This window comes from Pseudomonas sp. P9_2, assembly GCF_034008255.1.
Classification (GTDB): domain Bacteria; phylum Pseudomonadota; class Gammaproteobacteria; order Pseudomonadales; family Pseudomonadaceae; genus Aquipseudomonas; species Aquipseudomonas synxantha_A.
This window is the reverse complement of sequence record NZ_CP125376.1, coordinates 3,038,145-3,062,107: the sequence shown is the minus strand read 5'-3', so window position 1 is coordinate 3,062,107 and position 23,963 is coordinate 3,038,145. Positions and strand designations below refer to the sequence as shown.

The window sequence follows — 23,963 nt, the reverse complement described above, 5'->3', positions numbered from 1 at the left end:
CTGTAAATCCGCTCAGTCCAGCAGCGCCAGCGCCTGTGCGGTAACTTCCTGGATGCGTGCCCAGTCGCCGTTCCTGACCCACTCAGGATCAAGCATCCAGCTACCGCCCACGCACATCACGTTTTTCAACGCCATGTAGCTTTTGATATTGGCCGGGCCAACGCCGCCGGTCGGGCAGAATTTCACTTCGCCAAACGGGCCGCCCAGCGCCTTGATGGCCGCGACGCCGCCGCTGACTTCGGCCGGGAACAACTTGAAGCGGCGATAACCCAGGCCGTAGCCTTCCATGATGCCGGAGGCGTTGCTGATGCCTGGCAGCAGCGGGATCGGACTGTGTACCGAGGCTTCCAGCAGGTCGCGGGTAATGCCAGGGGTAACGATAAATTGCGAACCTGCCACTTCGGCCGCTTCGAGCATGTGACGATCAAGCACGGTACCGGCACCGGTGCACAGCTCAGGACGTTGCTCACGCAAGACCTGAATGGCCTTGAGGCCGAACTCGGAACGCAGGGTCACTTCCAACGCGGTCAAACCGCCAGCTGCCAGGGCATCGGCCAGCGGCAGGATGTCCTGCTCGCGGGCGATGGTAATCACCGGCAGGATCCGCGCCTTGGCGCAGAGGCTGTCGATCAAGGCAACTTTATCCGCCATGGACACGGTCGGTTGAGGGCTTTTCATAGCGGCTGATCCTTGGCTCATGGGCACCAGTAAATCTCGAGAGTAGGTTGCAAAAACGCGCGAATCGGCATGGCAGCAACATCGTCGCTGGCCAGCGCTGCGCTCAAGGTGGTCAATTTCGAACTGCCGGAAATCGACAGCACGGTGTAGTTGGCCGTCGCCAGCAGCGCACGACTCATGGTCAGGCGCTGGTGCGGCACGGTTGGCGCCAGCATCGGCCAGCAACGGCGAGTACCGTCGGCCTTCAGTGCTTCTGCCAGGTTGGGGCTGTTGGGGAACAGCGAGGCGGTGTGGCCGTCATCGCCCATGCCCAGCACCAGCACATCAATGCCGGGCAGTTCGGCCAGCAGGCGATCGGCCTGCTCGGCAGCGTCTTCAAGATTGGCCGTGGCGCTGTAAAGGCTGAGGAACTGGGCCTTGGCCGCCGGGCCTTGCAGCAGGTGCTTCTTCAACAAGCCGGCATTGCTGTCGGCATGCTCTACCGGCACCCAGCGTTCATCCGCAAGGGAGATGGTGACCTTGGACCAGTCCAGGCCCTGCTTGGCCAGGTTCTGGAAAAACGCCACGGGGCTGCGTCCACCGGACACCACCAGCGTCGCCTCGCCACGGGCGCTGATGGCAGCGCGCAGTTGTTCGGCCACGTCATGGGCCAGGCCATCGGCCAGCAGCGTGGGCGTACGGTACTCATGGGCAGTAACGCCCTGAGGCAGTTTCAATTCAGATATCGCCATACCACGACCTCCCATCCCGCGTAATCAGTGCAATCGAGCTCATCGGCCCCCAGGACCCCGCCGCATACGGCTTGGGCGCATCACCGGACTTTTTCCAGCCGGCGATCAACTGGTCACACCACTTCCACGCGGCTTCGATTTCATCTTTGCGAACAAACAGGTTCTGATTGCCGCGCATCACTTCCAGCAACAACCGCTCGTAGGCATCCGGGATGCGTGCGCTGCGATAGGTGTCGGAAAAATTCAGTTGCAGTGGCCCGCTGCGCAGTTGCATGCCCTTGTCCAGGCCCTGCTCCTTGGTCATCACGCGCAAGGAAATACCTTCGTCCGGTTGCAGGCGAATGATCAGCTTGTTGCTGATCTGCAGGCGCTGCTCGGGGGCGAAGATGTAGTGGGACGGTTCCTTGAAATGGATGACAATCTGCGACAGCTTTTGCGGCATACGTTTGCCAGTACGCAGGTAGAACGGCACCCCGGCCCAACGCCAGTTGCGAATATCGGCACGCAGGGCGACGAAGGTTTCGGTGTCGCTCTGGGTGTTGGAATTGTCTTCTTCCAGATAACCCGGCACGGCTTTGCCCGCACTGTAGCCGGCAATGTATTGGCCGCGTACCACCTGGGTGGTCAGGCCCTCGGGGCTGATCGGCGCCAGGGCCTTGAGCACCTTGACCTTCTCGTCGCGGATACTGTCGGCGGACAGGTCGGCCGGCGGGTCCATGGCGATCAGGCACAGCAACTGCAGCAGGTGGTTCTGGATCATGTCGCGCAGCTGGCCGGCCTTGTCGAAGTAACCCCAACGGCCTTCGATGCCGACCTGCTCGGCCACGGTGATTTCCACGTGGGAAATGTAGTTCTGGTTCCACTGGGTTTCGAACAAACTGTTGGCGAAACGCAGGGCGATCAGGTTCTGGACGGTTTCTTTGCCCAGGTAGTGGTCGATACGGTAGGTGCGGTTTTCCGGGAAAAACTGCGCCACGGCGTCGTTGACCTTGCGCGAGGATTCCAGGTCCGAACCGATGGGCTTTTCCAGGACCACGCGGGTGTTTTCCGCCAGGCCCACCTTGGACAGGTTCTCGCAGATAGCCCCGTACACCGCCGCAGGGGTGGCGAAGTAGGCGATCAGGCGTTGCTCGCTGCCGACCTTCTCGGCAAGGGCGACGTAGTCGTCAGCCTTCATGAAGTCGACATGCACGTAGGCCAGGCGCGCAAGGAAGCGCACGGCCACGGCTTCGTCGAGTTCCTTGCCGACGTATTTACGCAATTCTTTTTCGATATGGGCCAGGTGTTGCTGCTCGCTGCCGGCTTCACGGGCCAGGGCCAGGATGCGCGTATCGTCGTGCAGCAGCCCGGCGCCATCGAGTTGATAGAGGGCAGGAAATAACTTGCGCAGCGCCAGATCACCCAAGGCGCCAAACAGGGCAAAGGTGCAGGGTTCTACGGTTATCGAAGGCATGATGTTTGTTCTTTTATCAAGTTAAGCTACAAATACCTTTTTTCAAGGCATCACTCAAGGAAAAATGTAGTAATAACCACAACATTTTCCGGAAATACGCATTGCGAGTGGTGGTGTTCAGCTACCCTCAGTAGGATAGGCCACCGCGAAAAGCCAGTCGTCGATTGGTTGCCGCCCTTTATTTGCATCGTCGCCCGAAGGAAAGACTGAATGGACCGCGTGCGAAATCTTCTGGAACAGATCCGGAACCGCCTCGAAGAATTAAACAAGGCCGAGCGCAAAGTCGCTGAAGTCATCCTGCTCAACCCGCAGCAGGCTACACGCTTCTCGATCGCCGCCCTCGCCCAGGCCGCCTCGGTCAGCGAACCGACGGTCAACCGCTTCTGCCGTTCGTTCGGCGTCAGCGGTTACCCTGAACTTAAATTGCAGCTGGCGCAAAGCCTGGCCAGTGGCGCCGCGTATGTCAGCCGTGCCGTGGAGGCCGATGATAACCCCGAGGCCTACACCCAGAAGATCTTTGGCAGCGCCATCGCGTCCCTGGACAGCGCTTGCCAGGCCCTGGACCCGGCGCTGATCAGCAAAGCCGTGGATTTGTTGATCCAGGCGCGCCAGATTCACTTCTTCGGCCTGGGCGCCTCGGCGCCGGTGGCCATGGATGCGCTGCACAAATTTTTCCGCTTCAACCTGGCAGTGACCGCTCATGCGGATGTGCTGATGCAGCGCATGATCGCTTCGGTGGCGCATACCGGTGAGTTGTTTGTGATCATTTCCTACACCGGGCGTACCCGCGAGCTGGTGGAAGTGGCGCGTATCGCCCGGGAAAACGGTGCGTCGGTGCTGGGCGTAACCGCCGAGAACTCGCCTTTGGCCAAGGCCAGTACGGTAAGCCTGAACATCCCGCTGCCGGAAGACACCGACATCTATATGCCGATGACCTCGCGGATCATTCAATTGACGGTGCTGGATGTGTTGGCGACCGGCATGACGTTGCGCCGTGGGGTAGATTTCCAGCCGCATTTGCGCAAGATCAAAGAGAGCTTGAATGACAGCCGGTATCCGGTAGGGGATGAGTTCAACTAAGACTGGACCTGTGGTGGCTGCACTGGCCCCATCGGGAGCAAGCCCCCTCCCACAGTTTGATGTGTGAATACCTTCAAATGTGGGAGCTGGCTTGCCTGCGATAGCGCCATCAGCCACACCGCTAAGCTCCAGCCCGAGCCTGCAGACTCAAATGCGCCCTCTCCCCCGGCGCCAGGCTCGCCCCGGCCATCGCCGACTCCACACACACAAACCCCGACGCCTCGTTAAAGCTCACGCCCAGTAATGGCCGGCTCCCCGGATGCCACACCACCGTGTCGGCGCTGTCGCCGGTGTCGATGCACAGTTCACGCTGCCAGGCGTGGTCCTTGAGCTGTAGTTCGCCCTCATGCTGGAACACCCGCTGGCAACCGCCATCGACCCGCAGTTCACCTTCCTGCTGGCAGACCTGACGGTTGAGCTGATCATAACCTTGCGCGCCGTCGAGCCCAGACAGCGCTACCTCGTCAACGTGACCAATACGCCAGTAAGCGTGCAAAGCATGGCTCAACTGGCACGGCAACTCGTCCTGATGCTCGGTGCTCAGGCGCAGTTCCAGGGTTTCACCCAGGTGTGCGTGCAAGTCCACCTGCCAGTCGCACAATTGCAATTGCCAGTGCAGGCGCACGCCATCGTCATCGGTGCTGCTATCGAGCAGTTTCCAGTCGATCAAGCGCGCCCAGCCATGGGACGGCCATGCGTTTTCGCTGGGGTGACGGCCATACCACGGCCAGCACACCGGTACGCCACCACGGATAGCCCCGACTTGCGGCCATCTGGCGGCGCACCACAGCCACGGCTTCTGGCCCGTCGGTTGAAAGTGCAGCAATTGCGCACCCTGGCGACTGAACACCGCCTGGCACAGGGGGTGGTCGATCACCAACACATCGCGCATCTGAAAGCGCTCCCAGGCGAACACCGGCCGCTCGCGCAGGGATTTGAAAAAGCGTTGCAGCGGTTGCTCATGCATGTGCACAGGTTCCGAATATCACAGTGCAAGCCAAAAAAAAGCGGATAGCCATGGCTACCCGCAAATGCGCACAGAGAGAGGAGCTTATCGCAACAGCGTTAGAAGGTAGACTGAATTTTCAGGCCGGCGACCAAGGCGTTGTCGACTTGATCCACACCACCTGGGTGGGTGATGTATTGCAGGTTAGGGCGTACGGTCAGCCAATTGGTGACATGGAAGCCGTAGTTGATTTCGTAGTTGTATTCGGTACCTTGCAGCGGCATGTAACCGGCCTGGCTGTAGTCAGTGAAACCACCCGCCGCGTTACGCAGCTCTGCGGTTTTCTTCACGTCATCGTTGACATGGATACGGGCAAAACCGATGCCGATGTCATCCTTTGGACGCGCATCGAACGGGCCCTTGTACACAAACATCAGCGACTGATAGTTGTCGATGAAGTTGGTGTCCTTGTCGTGGAAGGTGACGTTAGCCGCAACGTTCAGACCACGGGAGGCATCACCGTTGTGGGTGGTGAGTTGCTGTTGCACCACGCCCCAGTAGCCGCTTTTGCTGTTGCGAACGCGCAGGGCATCGCCAGTGGCGCCAGCGTCGCCGCCGTTGACGTCTTCGCGCACATCATCAGCGTCAGCCGTGCTCTTGTAGTAACCCACGCGGTACTCGCCCGGCAGGCCATTGACCTTCGGCGACCACACCAATTCAACTGGCAACACGGTGCCCTTGGTGCCGCTACCGCTGAGCTTGAAGCCGTTGCCCATTTCGGTTTGCGATGGGTTCTGGTTGTACGCGCCAATTTGCGCATACAGTTCAGGCGTGATGTGGTATTTCACACGCAGAGCGGCCTGGCTGACGGGCCAGTTGTACCAGATGTTGGTGGCCCAGTTACCCACTTGCGAACCGCAGAACGCCAGGTTCTGGAACTCGCAGGGGAAGGTGTTGAAGTCTTCGCCTTCACCGAAGTAACCGGCTTTGACGTCCAGTTTGCCGTCGAGGAACTGGTGCTGGATCCACAGTTGGGTCAGACGCACCATGTGGCCACGGCCATACACTTCCTGCGATGAACTCAAGGTGCCGGCACGCGGGTCGCCAATACGGTCGTTGGAGATGTTCTCGCCATTACGATTGGTCAACTGGATCTTGGCCTGGGTGTTATCCCAGCCCCACAGTTTTTGCAGGTCCAGTGCCACGCCAAGACCAAACTGGTCAGAGTAGCGACCGGTCTTGTCGTCGTTGTAGCCACCGTGAGCGTTGTAGCCCATCTCCCCAACGTAGTCGGCCTTGATGTCGATACCTTGCTCGATCAGCTTGGTACGCTCGCCGCCCCAATCGCCGGTCATCCACTTGGAATCGGCACTGAAGGCTTCATCCGCCATCGCATTGGCGGACAAAACCAGGGCTGCTACCGCTGACAGCTGGCAGATCAGCCGGGTGTTGTTGTGTTGCTTTTTCATCCCTACATCCTCGTCTTTATTGTTATTAAACTGTTTTTATCTAACGCGGGTTACATTTTTTAATTAAAACAACTGGTTATCTTCTTTTTCCTGTGGGAGCCGGGCTTGCCTGCGATGCAGGCGCCTCGGTCCTGCAGTTACAACGCGGTGACGCCATCGCGGGCAAGCCCGGCTCCCACAGATGCCCCCAGTGAGCCAGCAGTCCCCAATCGCTCACCGGTCTTGGCGTCAAACAGCAACACCTTGGCCGGGTCGAATTGCAGCGTCAGGGTCTCGCCCACCTGCGGCGCGACGTCCGGCGCCAAGCGGCAGCAGACCTTGGTGTCGTTGAGCTGCACAAACACCAGCGTGTCCGGGCCGGTCGGCTCGGTGACCTGGACTTCGGCACGAATACTCGACGAGCCGTTGCCCTCGCCCGCAGCCAGCACGATCTGCTCCGGGCGCAGGCCGAGGATCACATCACGGTCTTCAAGCCCGGCGTCGTTCATGCTCAGCGGTAGCTCGCAACGGGCCTGGCCGCTGTCCAGCAGCGCGACCAGACGACCGTCCTTGCGTTGCAGGCGCAAAGGCACGAAGTTCATCGGTGGTGAACCGATAAAGCTTGCCACAAACAGGTTCGCCGGGTCGTTATAGATTTCTTTCGGCGTGCCGAATTGTTGGATGATGCCGTCCTTCATCACCGCCACCTTGTCGCCCAGGGTCATCGCTTCGATCTGGTCGTGGGTGACATAGACGGTGGTGGTTTTCAGACGCTGGTGCATCAGCTTCATTTCGGTGCGCATCTCGACGCGCAATTTGGCGTCGAGGTTGGACAGCGGTTCGTCGAACAGGTAGATCTTCGGCCGCCGCGCCAGCGCTCGGCCCATGGCCACACGCTGCTGCTGGCCACCGGACAGTTGGCCTGGCTTGCGGTTGAGCAGGTGTTCGATCTGCAGCAGCTTGGCCACGCGTGCGACTTCGGCGTCGATGTCGGCTTGCGGCATCTTGCGGATCTTCAGACCGAACTCGATGTTCTCGCGCACGCTCATGGTCGGGTACAGCGCATAGGACTGGAACACCATGGCGATGTCGCGGTCCTTGGGGCTCATGCCGCTCACGTCTTGATCACCGATCATGATCGCGCCGCCGGTGATGGTCTCAAGGCCGGCGATGCAGTTCATCAGCGTGGACTTGCCGCACCCCGAAGGGCCGACCAGGATCAGGAATTCGCCTTCCTTGATCGACAGTTCGATGTTCTTCAAGGTGTCGGGCAGGCCGGCGCCGTAGGTTTTGTTTACATTGCGAAGTTCAAGCGTAGCCATGATTACCCCTTGACCGCGCCGGCCGTGAGGCCGCGCACGAAATACTTGCCTGCGATCACATAGACCAGCAGGGTCGGCAGCCCGGCGATCATCGCCGCCGCCATATCCACGTTATATTCCTTGGCCCCGGTGCTGGTGTTGACCAGGTTGTTCAGCGCCACCGTGATGGGCTGGGAGTCGCCACTGGAGAACACCACGCCGAACAGGAAGTCGTTCCAGATCTGCGTGAACTGCCAGATCAGGCAGACCATGATGATCGGCGTCGACATCGGCAGAATGATCTGCCGGAAGATGGTGAAGAAACCCGCACCGTCCAGGCGTGCCGCCTTGATCAGCGCATCCGGGATGCTTACGTAGTAGTTACGGAAGAACAGCGTGGTGAACGCCAGGCCGTAGACCACGTGGATAAACACCAGGCCGGTGGTTGTGCTCGCCAGACCCATTTTGCCGAGGGTGAACGACGCGGGCAGCAGCACGGTCTGGAACGGCAGGAAGCAGCCGAACAGCAACAATCCAAAGAACAGTTGCGAACCTCGGAAGCGCCAGAACGACAGCACATACCCATTCAAGGCCCCGATGGCGGTGGAAATCAGCACGGCTGGAACGGTGATCTTGATCGAGTTCCAGAAGTAGCCATCCACAGTGGCCCAGGCCTTGACCCAGCCGATGCCACTGACCACGGTCGGCCAGCTCAGCAGGTTGCCGCTGCTGATGTCTTCGGGAGTCTTGAAGCTGGTGAGCAGCATCACCACCAGCGGCACCAGGTACAGCAGCACGGCGAGGATCAGCACCGCATAGATCGCGATACGACTCAGGCTGATGGCAGGTTTGGAGGCGAGACTAGTCATTACGTTTGGTCCTCAGCTCGGAGTAGAGGTACGGCACGATGATCGCGAGGATCGCACCGAGCATCAGGATTGCACTGGCCGAGCCCATGCCCATCTGGCCACGGCTGAAGGTGAACGAGTACATGAACATCGCCGGCAGATCGGACGAATAGCCCGGGCCACCCGCGGTCATCGCCGCCACCAGGTCGAAGCTCTTGATCGCAATGTGCGCCAGGATCATCACCGCACTGAAGAACACCGGACGCAGGCTTGGTAGCACCACGCTCCAATAAATGCGTGGCAGGCTGGCGCCGTCGATCTGGGCGGCGCGAATGATCGATTGATCAACCCCACGCAGGCCAGCCAGGAACATCGCCATGATAAAGCCCGAGGCTTGCCACACAGCGGCGATCACCAGGCAGTAGACCACGCGGTCGGGGTCGATCAGCCAGTCGAGACGGAAGCCTTCCCAGCCCCAATCCCGCAGAAGTTTGTCCAGGCCCATGCCCGGATTGAGCAGCCATTTCCAGGCGGTACCGGTGACAATCATCGAGAGCGCCATCGGGTACAGGTAAATGGTGCGGATAAAGCCTTCGCGGCGGATTTTCTGGTCGAGGAAAATCGCCAGCGTCACGCCGATCACCAGGGTGATGCCAATGAACATGCCGCCGAACAGCGCCAGGTTTTTGCTCGCCACCCACCAACGGTCGTTGTCGAACAACCGCTCATACTGAGCCAGGCCCGCCCACTTGTAGCTGGGCAGGAACGTGGAAGTGGTGAACGACAGCACGAACGTCCACAGGATGTAGCCGTAAAAGCCCACCAGCACGATGAACATGCTCGGCGCCAGCACCAGTTTGGGTAGCCAGCGTTGCAGCACATCGAACGGCGAGGCCTTGCTGAACACAGCAACAGAACTCATGGGAAAATCCACTACAGGGAAAAAGGACTACAAGGTGAGTCTCTTGTCGAACGCGGTTTGTGTGGGAGCTGGCTTGTCGATTCGTCGCACCGCTGCGATGGCATCACCTCGGTGTAACCGGTACACCGAGTTGCTTGCATCGCGGGCAAGCCCGGCTCCCACAAAAATCCGCTACCAAGTGTTACTTGGCCGACTTGATCGCAGCACCCAGCTTCTTGGCGGTGTCGGCCGGGTCGGCTTTCGGGTCGTTGATGTAGTTGGTCACTACGTCAAAGAACGCACCTTGCACCGCCAGGGTAGTGGCCATGTTGTGCGCCATGCTTGGCTGCAGGCCGCCGGTCTTGGCGTCGGTCAGGAAGTCCTTGGCGGCGGTCTGGGCGCAGGAGTCGAAGCCGTAGGAATCCATCTTGGTCAGCATGTCGTTACGCACAGGGATCGAGCCCTTGTTGATGCTGAACACTTTCTGGAAGTTTTCACCCAGCACGACTTTGGCAATGTCCTGCTGACCTGCGGCAGTGCCTTTGTCTTTCTGCTTGAACACCGCCAGGGAGTCGATGTTGTAGGTGAAGGCTTTGTCGGTGCCAGGGAACGCTACGCACTCGTAGTCCTTGCCAGCGACTTTCTTGGCGGCAGTCCACTCGGACTTGGCCCAGTCACCCATGATCTGCATACCGGCCTTGCCGTTGATGACCTTGCCGGCTTCGAGGTTCCAGTCCTGGCCTTTGCCGTCCACGTCCATGTAGGTCGCGACTTTCTTCAGCTCAGTGAGGGACTTGACCATTTGCGGACCGGTCAGGGCGTCGTTATCCAGGTCGACCAGGGCTTTCTTGTAACCATCAGCCCCCATGACCGAGAGCACTACCGCTTCGAAAACGGTGCTGTCCTGCCAAGGCTGGCCGCCGTGGGCAAGCGCAATGAAGCCTGCAGCTTTGAGCTTGTCGCCGGCTGCGTAGAATTCTTCGAGGGTGGTCGGGTTCTTGGTGATACCGGCTTTCTTGAAGACTTCCGGGTTGATCCACAGCCAGTTCACACGGTGGATATTCACCGGTACGGCCACGTAGTCACCGTCGTACTTCACGGTATCGGAGACTTTCTTGTCGAGCAGGGAATCCCACTTTTCTTCTTTGGCGACGTCTTTGAGCACGTCGGTGTCGAGCAGGCCAGTGGACGCCCATTCCTGGATGTCGGGGCCTTTGATCTGGGCTACGCCCGGTGGGTTGCCGGCAACCGCACGGCTTTTCAGCACGGTCATGGCGGTGGCGCCACCGCCACCTGCAACGGCACCGTCTTTCCAGGTGAAGCCGTCTTTCTCAACTTGGGCCTTCAGGACATCCACAGCTGCTTTTTCACCACCGGAAGTCCACCAATGCACCACTTCCACCGTACCTTTGGAGTCGGCGGCAAATGCACTGAGGGGAAACAACGAGGCAATGGAAATAGCAACGGCGAGGCGATTAATCGCGTTCATCTGAGTACCTTTTCTTGTTGTTATGCATGCAAGTCTAGAGCTTGCGCTGCACGGAGTTTAAACAGGGATTTTCCAGGCGCAGGTAACAAAGGGACGCACAAATGTCACCACTTGGTGACATAACGTCCGCTGCCCAATGCACTGGCCAGGCTGGGTGCCAAGGGTAACGCAGGCAGCACCACAGCTTGCCAGGCATGGTACAGATCAGGTTTGCCGCCCCAGATTTTGCTGCTGGGTTGGTTGTGCGGGCTGAGTTCGTGGTGCCAACTGCCATGGAGCCGATCGATGAAGTGGGTTTCACAAAACTCCCAGATGCGTCGATACCAGATCTCGTAATGCAGTTCACCCGTACGTTTGAGCAGTGCCTGAGCAGCGGCGCTGGCTTCTGCGTGGGTCCAGTGCAAGCGCTCGCGTACAACCGGGCGCCGACTCCAATCCAAGGTGTAGACAATGCCCGGTGCACCATCCACGGCCCAGGCATATTCACAGGCGCTGGCAAACAGCCCTTTGGCGTCGTCAACCAACCAAGCCGGCGTATCCAGCCCGGCCTGCAGGCGCGCTGCTTCCAGGTGCAGTAGCAGCCGCGCCCATTCGAAACCGTGCCCAGGGGTGATGCCGTAGGGGCGAAACCCATCAGCGGGGTTATCTTCGTTGTAGCCCAGTAGAGGTTTCCACTGCGCGTCAAAGTGCTCGATCACCATGAACTGGTTGCTGGCGGCGTGGGTGTGGATCACCCGCTCGACGATGCGCAGCGCACGGTCCAGCCAACGGCTGTCAGCGGTGACATCGGCCAGGGCCAGGAAAGCCTCGGTGGCGTGCATGTTGCTGTTGGCGCCGCGATAGCCTTCGACACCACTCCAGTCCCGGGCGAAAGATTCAAGCATGACGCCCTCCTCCTCGCTCCAGAAGAACTGGTCGATGATATGAATGGCGTCGTTCAACAAGGTTTGCGCACCCGGCGCGCCAGCCACCACCGCAGAGCTGGCGGCCAGGGCCACGAATGCATGCAGGTACGCCGCTTTGCCGGTGTTGCCATCCAGGGCTTGAGCCGCGGCGAACCACCCACCCTGCTCACTGTCGTGCAGCGGGCCGCTGAGAGCCGTCACGCCATGCGCCACCAGCTCGGCATAACCTGGCAGCCCCATGGCATGGGCCATGGCGAAGCTGTGGGTCATACGGGCGGTGTTCATGGTTTCGGCGCGGGCATCGGCGGGCAACTGGCCTTTATCGTCGAGGTTGCCGAACCCGTCCGGCAGGCGCGATGCCTTGGCGAACGCCAACAGGCGCTGGCCTTCAGCGGCGAGCCAGGCGTGGTGGGCAGGTGCGTTCAGCCAACTGCTGGCAGGCAGTGGATGGGTGGTCATGGGTGGCCCTTATTGTTTTTTTGGGATGACCGGAGTCTAAACAAGGGCGCGGCAAGGGCAAGTAACGAAGGAGAGAAGAAATGTCACTATCCGGTGACAATCAATCTCCAAGTGAAAATCCGAAATGTGGGAGGGGGCTTGCCCCCTCCCACATTTAGATCTCATTCAAAGACCATAACTTCGTTCATTGACCCAGCGGTGTGGCCGCAGCAGGCGCATTGAGGCGCTGGTTCAGATTCTGCACCTGGCTCTGCAAGGTGGTGATATTGCGCGTGGTCTGGATGCGGAACACATCAAACTCCTTGTTGGTCGGCGCATCGACGTTGGCAGGCTGGTTTTCCTGGGCACTCTTGAGTACCAGCAAATCCTGCTCAAGACGGGCGATGGCGGCGCCTGGATTGCCCTGCTTCTTCAAGGCTGCCACATCAGTGGACAAGTCCTTGATCTCACCTTGGGCCGCCTTGAGGCTGGCGACAGCGTCGGTCAGGGCCTGCACCTGGCCTTGCAGCTTGGCATTGGCAGCCGTCAGTTCGGTGGTACTGGCGCTCATCTGGGCCAGGCGACTGTCCAGCTCGGTGGCTTGGCCGGCGACGCCCAACTGTTGCTTGCCCTGCTCCTGCAACTGGGCTTGCAACTGCTTGATCTGCAATTTCAGCGCCTCGCTGCCGTTGTTCACGCTGGCTTCGCTGGCCACGACCTTGCCGGAAATATCCTGCAGGCGCCCCGCCGCTTCCTCGCTGATGCGGGCGAAGCTTTCCTGGGTGGCGACCAGTTGCTGGCCCATCAGGGAAATCTGCTGGAAGCTCCACCAGGCCAGGCCGGCGAAAGCAATCAGCAATGCGCCTACCAACGCCCACAACGGGCCGGTGCTGGCACTTTTAACGTTGACCACTGGTGTGGTTCGCGAGCGCACCGAAGTGGCGGCAGTCGGCACGAAATCATCGTCGTCCCCGAGGTCTGCCCGCAGGCTGGGCACGTTGTCGAAGTCGTCTTTCGCATCGTTACGCATGAATCTACCTTGAATCAATGAGGTGGCTGCTCAGAGGCCGAGCGGCGCAAGTATAAACCGTGCTCCAGACGCATAGGTCGACACGGTCCGGCGAATTCGGTTCCCGATGTGTTGCTGGTTATGAGCTTACTTGAGGCCCGGATCCTGGGCTTTCCACCAACTGCAGAACTCATCGAGTGCGGCCCACAGGCTGACCTTGGGCTCGTAGTCCAGATAATGCCTGGCACGGCTGATGTCGAGGGTGAAATCTTTGTTCATCACCTGCATGCCCAAACGCGATAACGAAGGCTCCGGCCGCCCCGGCCACATCGCACAGAACGCCTCATTCAAGGCTGCCACGCTGTAGGACAAACCGTAAGACCGATAACGGGTCACTTGGGGCAGCTCCATTTGCCGCATCACATAATTGACCACATCCCATATAGGCACCGGTGCGCCGTTACTGATGTTGTACGCCTTGCCCAGCGCCGAACCGGGTGCGAGCAGGCTGCTGAGCAGCGCTTCATTGAGGTTGTGCACGCTGGTGAAGTCGACCTTGTTCAGGCCGTCGCCGACAATGGCCAGGCGGTTCTTGCGCTGCATCTTCAACAGCCGCGGGAAGATGCTCATGTCGCCGGCACCGGTGACAAAACGCGGGCGCAGGGCCAGCACTTCAAGACCGAACTCCTGGGCACCGAAGACCTTCTGCTCGGCCAGATATTTGGTGGCGGCATAGGGATGCTTGAAACGCTTGGGCACCTGCTCTTCGGTGATGCCTGAATGGTCGCGGCCGTCGAAGTAGATCGACGGCGACGACAGGTGCACCAGGCGCCCCACGCGCTGCTTGAGGCAGGCTTCGACCACGTTTTCAGTGACCAGCACATTGCCTTGGTGAAAGTCCTGATACTTGCCCCACAACCCGACGGCGCCGGCGCAATGCACCACGGCTTCAACGTCGCGGCACAGGTCACGCACCAGGTCGGCATCATTCAAGTCACCCTGGATAAACTCGGCACCGCGCCGGACCAGGTGTTCGACACCCTCGGCGCGTCGCCCGTTGACCCGCACATCCAGGCCCTGTTCAAGGGCAAAACGCGCAAAGCGCCCGCCGATGAAGCCGCTTGCGCCGGTGACCAGAATTTTCATGTAGTACTCCGTGTTCTTTCGTTTTTCATCGCTGTGGCCTTGACGCCCGCCATCACTTCAACGGCACCAACCAGTGGCCACAAACCTGGGCCAGATGGTCGGTCAACAAGCTCAACAGTTGCCCGCCACTGCGCCAATGATGCCAGTACAGCGGCACATCGATGGGCTTATCTGGCAATAACTCGACCAATACGCCGGTTTCCATCTGGTCGCGCACCTGTAATTCGGGCACCAGGCCCCACCCAAGACCGGCTTCCGTCAGGCGAATAAAACCTTCGGACGACGGGCATAGATGGTGCTCAAAACCTCCGTCCACCCCGAGGGAAGCCAGGTAACGGTGTTGCAGGAAATCATCCGGGCCGAACACCAGCGCCGGCGTGCGCGCCAATTGATCGGCGCGCACGCCCGCCGGAAAATGCCGGGCAATAAACGCCGGGCTGGCCAGCGCCCGATAACGCATGGCGCCCAGTAACAGACTGCGAGCACCAGCCACCGGACGCTCGCTGGCACAAATACAGGCCGCGACCTCACCGGCGCGCATACGTTTGAGGCCCACGGTCTGGTCTTCGACCACCAGGTCCAGCAGCAAGTGCTGTTCGGCGCAGAAGTCGCTGATGGCCTCGGCCCACCAGGTGGCCAGGCTGTCGGCATTCAGGGCGATGCGCAAGCGCTCGGGCATACCCTCCTCGTCCAGCGCCGGCACCTGGCTTTGCAGGTCACGCTCCAGCAAACGCACCTGCTGCACATGGTTGAGCAGGCGTCGGCCGATGTCGGTCGGGGTTGGAGGCGAGGCCCGTACCAGCACCGGTTGCCCGATACGTGCCTCCAGCAGCTTGATGCGCTGGGAGATCGCCGACTGCGACAGCCCCAGCACCTGCGCACCACGCTCGAAGCCGGCTTGTTCCACCACCGCCGCGAGGGCAGAAAGCAATTTATAGTCGAACATCAGTTTTCCTAATGAGCGATCAGCAATATTGGTTTTTCTTATACAGGCCCGACCCGCACCATAGCCAGCATCGTTTAAGCATCAACAAGGATTCCTCAGTATGTGGCAGAGCTATATGAATGGCTTGCTGGTGGCCCTCGGGCTGATCATGGCAATCGGCACCCAGAACGCGTTCGTCCTCGCGCAAAGCCTGCGCCGCGAGCATCACTTGCCCGTCGCGGCCTTGTGCGTGATCTGCGATGCGCTGCTGGTGGCCGCCGGGGTGTTCGGCCTGGCCACCGTGCTGGCACAAAGCCCGATACTGCTTGCGGTGGCACGCTGGGGCGGCGCGGCGTTTCTGCTGTGGTATGGCGCATGTGCGCTGCGCCGGGCCTGTTCGAAACAAAGCCTGGATCAGGATGCCAGTCTCAAGACCCGCTCATTGCGCGCGGTCCTGTTGAGCGCGCTGGCGGTGACCCTGCTCAACCCCCATGTGTACCTGGACACCGTGCTGCTGATCGGTTCCCTGGGCGCGCAACAAACCGAACCGGGGGCCTACGTGGCCGGTGCAGCCAGCGCTTCGTTCCTTTGGTTCACCACCCTGGCACTCGGCGCGGCGTGGCTGGCACCCTGGCTGGCACGCCCGGCCACCTGGCGCCTGCTGGACTTGCTGGTGGCGGTGATGATGTTCTCGGTGGCCTACCAATTGATCAGCGCCTGACCAATAGTTGAAAACGCGCTGGAACCTCTATCCCACACAGTTGTTGCGTGGTTATGCCGCACCCCCGGTGCTATGATCGGACCCCTGCGCCGCAAAGAGTACAAACTCCCCGGCGCATGTTTGGCCGCCCGTGATCGGCCTTGCGCTCACCGCAACTGACCTGATTAGGAGAATCATCATGGCTTTCGAATTGCCGCCGCTGCCCTACGCACACGATGCCCTGCAGCCGCACATCTCCAAGGAAACCTTGGAATACCACCACGACAAGCACCACAACACCTATGTCGTGAACCTGAACAACCTGGTGCCTGGCACCGAGTTCGAAGGCAAGACCCTGGAAGAAATCGTCAAGTCTTCCTCGGGCGGCATCTTCAACAACGCCGCTCAGGTCTGGAACCACACCTTCTACTGGAACTGCCTGGCGCCAAACGCCGGCGGCCAACCAACCGGCGCACTGGCTGAAGCCATCAACGCTGCGTTCGGTTCGTTCGACAAGTTCAAGGAAGAGTTCACCAAAACGTCCGTCGGCACCTTCGGTTCCGGTTGGGGCTGGCTGGTGAAAAAGGCTGACGGTTCCCTGGCCCTGGCCAGCACCATCGGTGCCGGCAACCCGCTGACCAGCGGCGACACCCCGCTGCTGACCTGCGACGTATGGGAACACGCCTACTACATCGACTACCGCAACGTGCGTCCAAAGTATGTGGAAGCGTTCTGGAACCTGGTCAACTGGAAGTTCGTGGCTGAGCAGTTCGAAGGCAAGACCTTCACTGCCTAAGCAGCGCGTTCAGTAAAGAGAGCCCGGCGATTGCCGGGCTTTTTTGTGCGCGCCAGGCAGACCGCCCAGAAATAGCGGAACTCAACAGTAACAATTCACCACACAAACGCCAGGAGGAATAAACCTCCTGGTTCTAATTCAATGTGGAGAATAACGATGGATCCTATTTCGATGGCAGCAGGGGTTGCAGGTGCGATCCCAATGGTCGCGGGTGTTGTTGATAAAGGGCTGGATCTGGCAAACGGTGCAATGAATGCCGGAAACAAAGTCCTGGACATGGCAAGCAAAGTCCTGGACATGGCCGGTGAAAGCTCCAAGATCGGTGGGGAAGCGCCAAAGCCCCAGGGTAAAATCGATTTTTCTTAAATCGTCACCCACTCGAAGGCGGACCTCCTCCGCCTTCTCCGCTGCAGGGCTTTGAGCCCCCTGACCTTTCCTGCGTTTATCCGGCCAAAACCTCAATTAAGCTGCGGCCCCAATGTCCCTTTGACTGCCATCCTCAGATTGCCAATACTCATGGCATATTGACGGCCACCCGCATGAGACAAGGAATGCCCCTTTGAAGCTGGAACTCAAAAACAGCTTGTCGGTGAAGTTGCTACGGGTTGTGCTGCTGTCGGCCTTGATCGTCGGCGTGGCGTTGAGCGTGGCGCAGATCGTTTTTGATGCCTACAAGACACGCCAGGCTGTGGCTGGCGATGCGCAACGCATCCTCGACATGTTTCGCGACCCTTCGACCCAGGCCGTCTACAGCCTGGACCGCGAGATGGGTATGCAGGTGATCGAAGGATTGTTCCAGGACGACGCCGTGCGCATGGCCTCCATCGGTCATCCCAACGAGACCATGCTGGCGGAAAAAAGCCGTGCGTTGCAGCAATCCCCCAGCCGCTGGCTGACCGACCTGATTCTCGGCCAGGAACGCTCCTTTACCACCGCATTGGTCGGCAAAGGCCCCTACAGCGAATATTACGGCGACCTCAGTATCACCCTGGATACCGCCACCTATGGCAGAGGTTTTCTGGTCAGCTCGGTCATCATCTTTATCTCGGGCGTATTGCGCGCCCTGGCCATGGGGCTGGTGCTGTACCTGGTGTATCACTGGATGCTGACCAAACCGCTGTCACGGATTATCCAGCACCTGACCTCGATCAACCCGGACCGCCCCAGCGCACACAAGATCCCTCAGCTCAAGGGCCACGAACGCAACGAACTGGGGCAGTGGATAAACACCGCCAACCAGTTGCTCGAATCCATCGAGCGCAATACCCACCTGCGCCACGAGGCCGAATCCAGCCTGTTGCGCATGGCTCAATATGACTTCCTGACCGGCCTGCCCAACCGCCAGAAGCTGCAGGAACAGCTGGACAAGATCCTCACTGACGCCGGCCGCAGGCAGCGCCGGGTGGCGGTGTTGTGCGTTGGGCTGGATGATTTCAAGAGCGTCAACGAACAATTCACCTACCAGGCCGGCGACAAACTGCTACTGGCCCTGGCCGATCGCCTGCGCGCCCACAGCGGACGCCTCGGCACGCTTGCCCGCTTGGGCGGCGACCAGTTCGCCCTGGTGCAGGCCGATATCGACCAGCCCTACGAAGCCGCCGAACTGGCGCAAAGCATTTTGGATGACCTGGAGGCGGAGTTCGCGTTTGAGCATGACCTGATCAGGCTGCGTGCCACCATCGGCATCACGCTGTTCCCGGAAGATGGCGACAGCACCGAGAAGTTGCTGCAAAAAGCCGAGCAGACCATGACCCTGGCCAAGAGCCGCTCGCGCAACCGCTATCAGTTCTATATCGCCAGCGTCGACAGCGAAATGCGCCGGCGCCGCGAATTGGAAAAGGACCTGCGCGATGCGCTGAGCCGCGACCAGTTCCACCTGGTGTACCAGCCGCAAATCAGCTACCGCGACCATCGCGTAGTCGGCGTAGAGGCCCTGTTGCGCTGGCAACACCCGGAACACGGCCTGGTACCGCCGGATCTGTTTATTCCGCTGGCGGAACAGAACGGCACCATCATCCCGATCGGCGAATGGGTGCTGGACCAGGCGTGCCGGCAACTGCGCGAATGGCACGATCAGGGCTTCACCACGCTGCGCATCGCCGTCAACCTGTCCACCGTGCAACTGCACCACACCGAGTTGCCGCGGGTGGTCAACAACCTGATGCAGATCTATCGCTTGCCGCCCCGCAGCCTGGAACTGGAAGTGACCGAGACCGGCCTGATGGAAGATATCAGCACCGCCGCCCAGCACCTGCTGAGCCTGCGTCGCTCCGGGGCGCTGATCGCCATTGATGACTTCGGCACCGGTTATTCATCCCTGAGCTACCTGAAAAGCTTGCCGCTGGACAAGATCAAGATCGACAAAAGCTTCGTCCAGGACCTGCAGGATGATGACGATGACGCAACGATCGTGCGCGCCATCATCCAACTGGGCAAAAGCCTGGGTATGCAGGTGATTGCCGAAGGCGTGGAGACCGCCGAACAAGAGGCGTACATCATCTCCGAAGGCTGCCATGAGGGTCAGGGTTATCACTACAGCAAACCGCTGCAGGCGCGGGAGCTGGCGGCTTATTTGAAGCAGTCCGAGCGTAATAACGCAGTGAGTCTGTGAATTAACCAACCAATACCAAATATTTCCCGCGTATAAGCCTTTACACAAAATGCAAATCTTTCGCATTATGTCGCAGCTTTTGCGCTCCCCGCGCGCCCTATTCACACTCGAAGCAGGATGTTCGCCATGATTCGTATGCCCCTGGCCACCGCCAGTCTGCTGGCCATTGCCATTTCTCTCGCCGGTTGTGGCGAAGGTAAAGACAAGGCCGCCGCGCCTCAAGCACCCGCCGCCGCCAGCACAACCGCACCGGCTGCCGGCCAGGTCGACGAAGCAGCCGCCAAGGCGGTTGTCGCGCACTACGCAGACATGGTGTTTGCGGTATACAGCGATGCCGAATCCACCGCGAAAACCCTGCAGACTGCGGTCGACACCTTCCTCGCCAACCCGAACGACGAAACCCTGAAAGCGGCCCGTACCGCCTGGATCGCCGCGCGCGTCCCGTACCTGCAAAGTGAAGTGTTCCGCTTCGGCAACACCATCATCGACGACTGGGAAGGCCAAGTGAACGCCTGGCCCCTGGACGAAGGCTTGATCGACTACGTCGACAAGTCCTACGAGCACGCCCTGGGTAACCCGGGCGCCAACGCCAACATCATTGCCAACAGCGAGATCCAGGTCGGCGAAGACAAGATCGACGTCAAGGAAATCACCCCGGAAAAACTCGCCAGCCTCAATGAGCTGGGCGGTTCCGAGGCGAACGTTGCCACCGGCTACCACGCCATCGAATTCCTGCTCTGGGGCCAGGACCTCAACGGCACCGGCCCAGGCGCGGGCAACCGTCCGGCCTCGGACTACCTGACGGGTGACGGTGCCACCGGCGGTCACAATGAGCGCCGCCGCACTTACCTGCGCGCAGTGACTCAACTGCTGGTCAGCGACCTGGAAGAAATGGTCGGCAACTGGAAACCCAACGTCGAAGACAACTACCGCGCCACCCTGGAGTCGGATCCGGCTACCGACGGCCTGCGTAAAATGCTGTTCGGCATGGGCAGCCTGTCGTTGGGCGAGCTGGCCGGCGAGCGCATGAAGGTGTCCCTGGAAGCCAATTCGCCGGAAGACGAACATGACTGCTTCAGCGATAACACCCACAATTCGCAGTTCTACGACGCCAAGGGCATCCGCAACGTTTATCTGGGTGAATACACCCGCGTTGACGGCACCAAGCTGACCGGCGCCAGCCTGTCGTCCCTGGTGGCCAAGGCCGATCCGGCTGCCGATGCCGCTCTCAAGGCGGACCTGGCGGCAACCGAAGCGAAGATCCAGGTCATGGTCGACCGCGCCAACGCCGGCGAGCACTACGACCAGTTGATCGCCGCAGGCAACGACAAGGGCAACCAGATCGTACGCGACGCGATTGCCGCCCTGGTCAAGCAGACCGGTTCGATCGAGGCCGCTGCCGGCAAGCTGGGCATCAGTGACCTGAACCCGGACAGCGCTGATCACGAGTTCTGATCCCGCGTGGGAGGGGCGGTCGCACCGCCCCTCCCACATTTTGCTGCGTATAACCTGAAGCACTCTGGTTTACATGCCCTGTACCGTCGGTAGAATGGCGCCTCTGCCCAATCACCCGAGCGAACTTCATGGCGTTGCCGACCCTACGCATCATCGGTTTCATCATCGGCATCTTCCTGATCACCCTTGCCGTCGCCATGGTCATCCCGATGGCCACCCTGGTGATCTTCGAACGCACCAGCGACCTGCCCTCATTCCTGTGGGCCAGCCTGATCACCTTTATCGCCGGGTTGGCGCTGGTCATCCCCGGTCGCCCGGAGCATGTGCACTTGCGCCCCCGGGACATGTACCTGCTGACGGTCAGCAGTTGGGTGGTGGTGTGCATCTTCGCCGCCCTGCCCTTTTTGCTGACCCAGCACATCAGCTACACCGACTCGTTCTTTGAAAGCATGTCCGGCATCACCGCCACCGGCTCCACCGTGCTGAGCGGCCTGGACAGCATGTCACCGGGCATCCTGATGTGGCGCTCGTTGCTGCACTGGCTCGGGGGTATCGGCTTTATCGGCATGGCGGTAGCGATCCTGCCACTGCTGCGTATTGGTGGTATGCGCCTGTTCCAGACCGAATCCTCGGACCGCTCGGAAAAGGTCATGCCCCGCTCGCACATGGTGGCGCGGCTGATCGTGGCGGCGTATGTGGGCATCACTATCTTCGGCAGCCTGGCCTTCTGGTGGGCCGGGATGGGCGTATTCGATGCGATCAACCACGCGATGTCGGCAATTTCCACGGGTGGGTTTTCGACCTCGGATGAGTCCCTCGCGCACTGGAAACAACCTGCGGTGCACTGGGTCGCGGTGGTGGTGATGATCCTCGGCAGCTTGCCGTTTGCCCTGTATGTGGCGACGTTGCGCGGCAACCGACGGGCGCTGATCAAGGACCAGCAGGTGCAAGGCTTGCTCGGCCTGTTAATCGTGACCTGGCTGGTACTCGGCACCTGGTATTGGTGGACCACCAACCTGCATTGGCTCGATGCCTTGCGCCATGTGGCGCTGAACGTAACGTCAGTGGTGACGACTACCGGCTTTGCGCTGGGGGACTACAGCCTGTGGGGCAACTTCTCACTGATGCTGTTCTTCTACCTGGGCTTTATCGGCGGCTGCTCGGGCTCCACCGCAGGCGGCATCAAGATCTTCCGTTTCCAGGTCGCCTATATCCTGCTCAAGGCCAACTTGAACCAACTGATCCACCCCAGAGCGGTGATCAAACAGAAGTACAACGGCCATCGCCTGGATGAAGAAATCGTGCGGTCGATTCTGACCTTTTCGTTTTTCTTCGCGATCACCATCTGCGTTATCGCCCTGGCCTTGTCACTGCTGGGCGTGGACTGGATGACCGCGCTGACCGGTGCCGCCAGCACCGTGTCCGGCGTCGGCCCGGGCCTGGGTGAAACCATCGGCCCGGCCGGTAACTTCGCCACCCTGCCGGATGCGGCCAAATGGATTCTGTCGCTGGGCATGCTGCTGGGGAGACTGGAGATCATTACCGTGTTCGTGCTGTGTATTCCGGCATTTTGGCGCCACTGACCGACGACATTTCCTGCAGCCGTGCCCGGTACTCGCCGGGCGTGGCATTGAACCAGCGGCGAAACGCGCGGAAGAAGTTGCTCGGGTCGGCGAACCCCAGCAGGTAGGCAATTTCCAGCAAGGTCATGTTCGGCTGCGCCAGGTATTGCTCGGCCAGCTCGCGGCGGGTGTCATCGAGCAAGGCCTGGAAACTGGTGCCCTCCTCCTGCAAACGTCTTTGCAAGGTACGTTGGGACAGGTGCAGTGTCTGGGCCACCGCTTCGCGCTTGGGCTCCCCCTGGGGCAGCAGGCGGCACAACACCTGTCGCGCGTTGTGGGTGACGCGACTTTCGGAGAAACGCGCCAGGTACTCACCGGCAAAACGATCGTGCAATAGCGCCATGGCCTCGTTGGCCGTGGGCAGCGGCGCATCCATGTCGGCTTGCTCGAAGATCAGCGCGTCATAGGGCGCATTGAATTGCAGCGGCGCATGGAAGGCCTGTTTGTACGGCGCCAGGTCCGCTGGTTGATCGCCCTGCAGCAGCACTTTGCGCGGTTGCAGGGTGCGCCCGGTAAGCCAGCCGCACAGCGCCAACGCGCTGGCCAGCGAGGCTTCGGCGCTTTGCCGGGTCGGCGGCAGATGATCGCCATGCACTGTCAGAATCAACGCATAGCCTTCGGGTAAGAGTCGGAAGCTCAAGTCGGCGCTTTCGGCGATGATGCGCTGGTAGCGCACCAATCGCATAAAGCCTTCAGCCAGGGTGTTGCTGGACATCAGCGCATAACCGGCCACATGGAACGAGGCCGGCCGCACCACCTTGCCCATGTTCAAGCCAATCGCCGGGTTGCCTGACACCTCCACCGCCCGCTGCCACAGGCGGGTCATGGAATCCTGGGGAAAACGCGCGTCCGGGTCACTGAGGGCGGCATAGTCCAGGCCCAGTTGCTTGAACAACGCACGGCAATCCAGGCCGTCCATTTCCAACGCCTTGACTATCCCCATCGCCCAGCTTGCAGAAGTTGTTCGTTCGCTCATGGCGTCTTCTTATTGAAAGCAGGCTCAAACGGCAGCCAGGAAGCCAAGGATACTAAAGTGGCATCTATTGTCACTGGCTGATACCAGTGATCACTCTAGACTCAAATAAGCTCCCCGCCGAACACCTGTTGGGCGGCACAACAACCAGAGGGCCGGGCACCGTGGAAAACACCAGGAAATTCAACAGCTTTGCCGAGTTTTACCCGTACTACCTGAGCGAACATGGCAATAGCACCTGCCGGCGCTTGCACTTCATCGGCACCACCCTGGTGATCGGCATCCTCGCATACGCCATCGGCCGGGGGTCACTGCTCCTGTTGCTGGCCCTGCCAATCGCAGGCTACACCTTTGCCTGGATAGGCCACTTCTTTTTCGAAAAGAACCGCCCGGCGACCTTTCAGCACCCGTTCTATAGCTTGCTGGGGGATTTCGTGATGTACCGCGACATGATCCTGGGCAAGGTACCGTTCTAGGGTGTGACCTCATGTCACTTGCGTCGCAAGCA

General features: G+C 60.1%; 22 protein-coding genes. 8 read left to right on the top strand and 14 right to left on the bottom strand.

From position 1 onward, the window contains the following. Positions 1 to 12: 12 nt before the first annotated feature. Genes QMK52_RS13615 through zwf form a run of 3 tightly spaced genes read right to left on the bottom strand, consistent with a single transcriptional unit; the run spans position 13 to position 2,862 of the window. On the bottom strand, positions 13 to 678 hold the full coding sequence (locus QMK52_RS13615; RefSeq protein ID WP_032803689.1) for a bifunctional 4-hydroxy-2-oxoglutarate aldolase/2-dehydro-3-deoxy-phosphogluconate aldolase: 666 nt from the start codon (positions 676 to 678) through the stop codon (positions 13 to 15). A gap of 17 nt (positions 679 to 695) precedes the next feature. After that, positions 696 to 1,409, bottom strand: coding sequence for a 6-phosphogluconolactonase (pgl, locus tag QMK52_RS13610; RefSeq protein WP_032803690.1), 714 nt, complete (start codon positions 1,407 to 1,409; stop codon positions 696 to 698). Beyond that, the gene (gene zwf / locus QMK52_RS13605; RefSeq protein ID WP_005790770.1) at positions 1,396 to 2,862 is read right to left on the bottom strand and encodes a glucose-6-phosphate dehydrogenase; all 1,467 of its coding nucleotides are present in this window, start codon (positions 2,860 to 2,862) and stop codon (positions 1,396 to 1,398) included. Before zwf ends, pgl begins: the two co-directional genes overlap by 14 nt. A gap of 219 nt (positions 2,863 to 3,081) precedes the next feature. Here zwf and QMK52_RS13600 point away from each other — a divergent pair, with 219 nt between their 5' ends. After that, positions 3,082 to 3,942, top strand: a complete 861-nt coding sequence (locus QMK52_RS13600) for a MurR/RpiR family transcriptional regulator (protein ID WP_169856377.1) — start codon at positions 3,082 to 3,084, stop codon at positions 3,940 to 3,942. Positions 3,943 to 4,063: 121 nt separating this feature from the next. Here QMK52_RS13600 and QMK52_RS13595 read toward each other — a convergent pair whose 3' ends face one another. The 10 genes from QMK52_RS13595 to QMK52_RS13550 form a co-directional block, all read right to left on the bottom strand. Further along, positions 4,064 to 4,909 carry a D-hexose-6-phosphate mutarotase gene (locus QMK52_RS13595; protein ID WP_194439033.1) on the bottom strand — a complete coding sequence of 282 codons (846 nt, stop codon included), beginning with the start codon at positions 4,907 to 4,909 and terminating at the stop codon, positions 4,064 to 4,066. Between the two features lie 98 nt (positions 4,910 to 5,007). Further along, positions 5,008 to 6,357, bottom strand: coding sequence for a carbohydrate porin (locus QMK52_RS13590; RefSeq protein ID WP_005790775.1), 1,350 nt, complete (start codon positions 6,355 to 6,357; stop codon positions 5,008 to 5,010). Positions 6,358 to 6,494: 137 nt separating this feature from the next. Beyond that, positions 6,495 to 7,658, bottom strand: a complete 1,164-nt coding sequence (locus QMK52_RS13585; protein WP_103734747.1) for an ABC transporter ATP-binding protein — start codon at positions 7,656 to 7,658, stop codon at positions 6,495 to 6,497. A 2-nt stretch (positions 7,659 to 7,660) separates the two neighbouring features. Further along, a complete protein-coding gene (locus tag QMK52_RS13580; protein ID WP_005790778.1) occupies positions 7,661 to 8,506 on the bottom strand; it encodes a carbohydrate ABC transporter permease in 846 nt (281 codons plus the stop codon). Beyond that, on the bottom strand, positions 8,499 to 9,407 hold the full coding sequence (locus QMK52_RS13575; protein ID WP_005790780.1) for a carbohydrate ABC transporter permease: 909 nt from the start codon (positions 9,405 to 9,407) through the stop codon (positions 8,499 to 8,501). Before QMK52_RS13575 ends, QMK52_RS13580 begins: the two co-directional genes overlap by 8 nt. Before the next feature lie 181 nt (positions 9,408 to 9,588). Then, positions 9,589 to 10,875, bottom strand: coding sequence for an ABC transporter substrate-binding protein (locus QMK52_RS13570; protein WP_078822160.1), 1,287 nt, complete (start codon positions 10,873 to 10,875; stop codon positions 9,589 to 9,591). 104 nt (positions 10,876 to 10,979) lie between these two features. Beyond that, a complete protein-coding gene (locus tag QMK52_RS13565; RefSeq protein ID WP_320404178.1) occupies positions 10,980 to 12,239 on the bottom strand; it encodes an AGE family epimerase/isomerase in 1,260 nt (419 codons plus the stop codon). A 184-nt stretch (positions 12,240 to 12,423) separates the two neighbouring features. Continuing rightward, on the bottom strand, positions 12,424 to 13,248 hold the full coding sequence (locus tag QMK52_RS13560) for an ATPase (RefSeq protein ID WP_194439038.1): 825 nt from the start codon (positions 13,246 to 13,248) through the stop codon (positions 12,424 to 12,426). A 126-nt stretch (positions 13,249 to 13,374) separates the two neighbouring features. Then, positions 13,375 to 14,373, bottom strand: coding sequence for an NAD-dependent epimerase/dehydratase family protein (locus QMK52_RS13555; protein ID WP_194439040.1), 999 nt, complete (start codon positions 14,371 to 14,373; stop codon positions 13,375 to 13,377). Between the two features lie 52 nt (positions 14,374 to 14,425). Then, positions 14,426 to 15,319, bottom strand: coding sequence for a LysR family transcriptional regulator ArgP (locus tag QMK52_RS13550; RefSeq protein WP_194439042.1), 894 nt, complete (start codon positions 15,317 to 15,319; stop codon positions 14,426 to 14,428). Between the two features lie 100 nt (positions 15,320 to 15,419). Here QMK52_RS13550 and QMK52_RS13545 point away from each other — a divergent pair, with 100 nt between their 5' ends. The 6 genes from QMK52_RS13545 (at position 15,420) to QMK52_RS13520 (ending at position 22,443) form a co-directional block, all read left to right on the top strand. Then, entirely contained in the window at positions 15,420 to 16,019 is a 600-nt protein-coding gene (locus QMK52_RS13545; protein ID WP_005790791.1) for a LysE/ArgO family amino acid transporter, read from the top strand. Between the two features lie 178 nt (positions 16,020 to 16,197). After that, positions 16,198 to 16,794, top strand: coding sequence for a superoxide dismutase (locus QMK52_RS13540; RefSeq protein ID WP_003212997.1), 597 nt, complete (start codon positions 16,198 to 16,200; stop codon positions 16,792 to 16,794). A 156-nt stretch (positions 16,795 to 16,950) separates the two neighbouring features. Continuing rightward, positions 16,951 to 17,160, top strand: a complete 210-nt coding sequence (locus tag QMK52_RS13535; protein ID WP_143508477.1) for a hypothetical protein — start codon at positions 16,951 to 16,953, stop codon at positions 17,158 to 17,160. A 193-nt stretch (positions 17,161 to 17,353) separates the two neighbouring features. Then, on the top strand, positions 17,354 to 19,405 hold the full coding sequence (locus tag QMK52_RS13530) for a putative bifunctional diguanylate cyclase/phosphodiesterase (RefSeq protein WP_005790793.1): 2,052 nt from the start codon (positions 17,354 to 17,356) through the stop codon (positions 19,403 to 19,405). Between the two features lie 126 nt (positions 19,406 to 19,531). Then, positions 19,532 to 20,860 carry an imelysin family protein gene (locus QMK52_RS13525; protein WP_078822164.1) on the top strand — a complete coding sequence of 443 codons (1,329 nt, stop codon included), beginning with the start codon at positions 19,532 to 19,534 and terminating at the stop codon, positions 20,858 to 20,860. A 128-nt stretch (positions 20,861 to 20,988) separates the two neighbouring features. Beyond that, positions 20,989 to 22,443 (top strand): TrkH family potassium uptake protein, encoded by a 1,455-nt coding sequence (locus QMK52_RS13520; protein ID WP_005790797.1) that lies wholly within the window; start codon positions 20,989 to 20,991, stop codon positions 22,441 to 22,443. Here the strand turns inward: QMK52_RS13520 and QMK52_RS13515 are convergent. After that, complete coding sequence (locus tag QMK52_RS13515) at positions 22,400 to 23,458, bottom strand: AraC family transcriptional regulator (protein ID WP_005790800.1); 1,059 nt, start codon at positions 23,456 to 23,458, stop codon at positions 22,400 to 22,402. The two genes, QMK52_RS13520 and QMK52_RS13515, sit on opposite strands and share 44 nt — an antisense overlap. Before the next feature lie 161 nt (positions 23,459 to 23,619). Between QMK52_RS13515 and QMK52_RS13510 the strand changes: the two genes are divergently transcribed. Then, complete coding sequence (locus QMK52_RS13510; protein WP_005790802.1) at positions 23,620 to 23,931, top strand: DUF962 domain-containing protein; 312 nt, start codon at positions 23,620 to 23,622, stop codon at positions 23,929 to 23,931. The last annotated feature ends 32 nt before the right edge of the window (positions 23,932 to 23,963 follow it).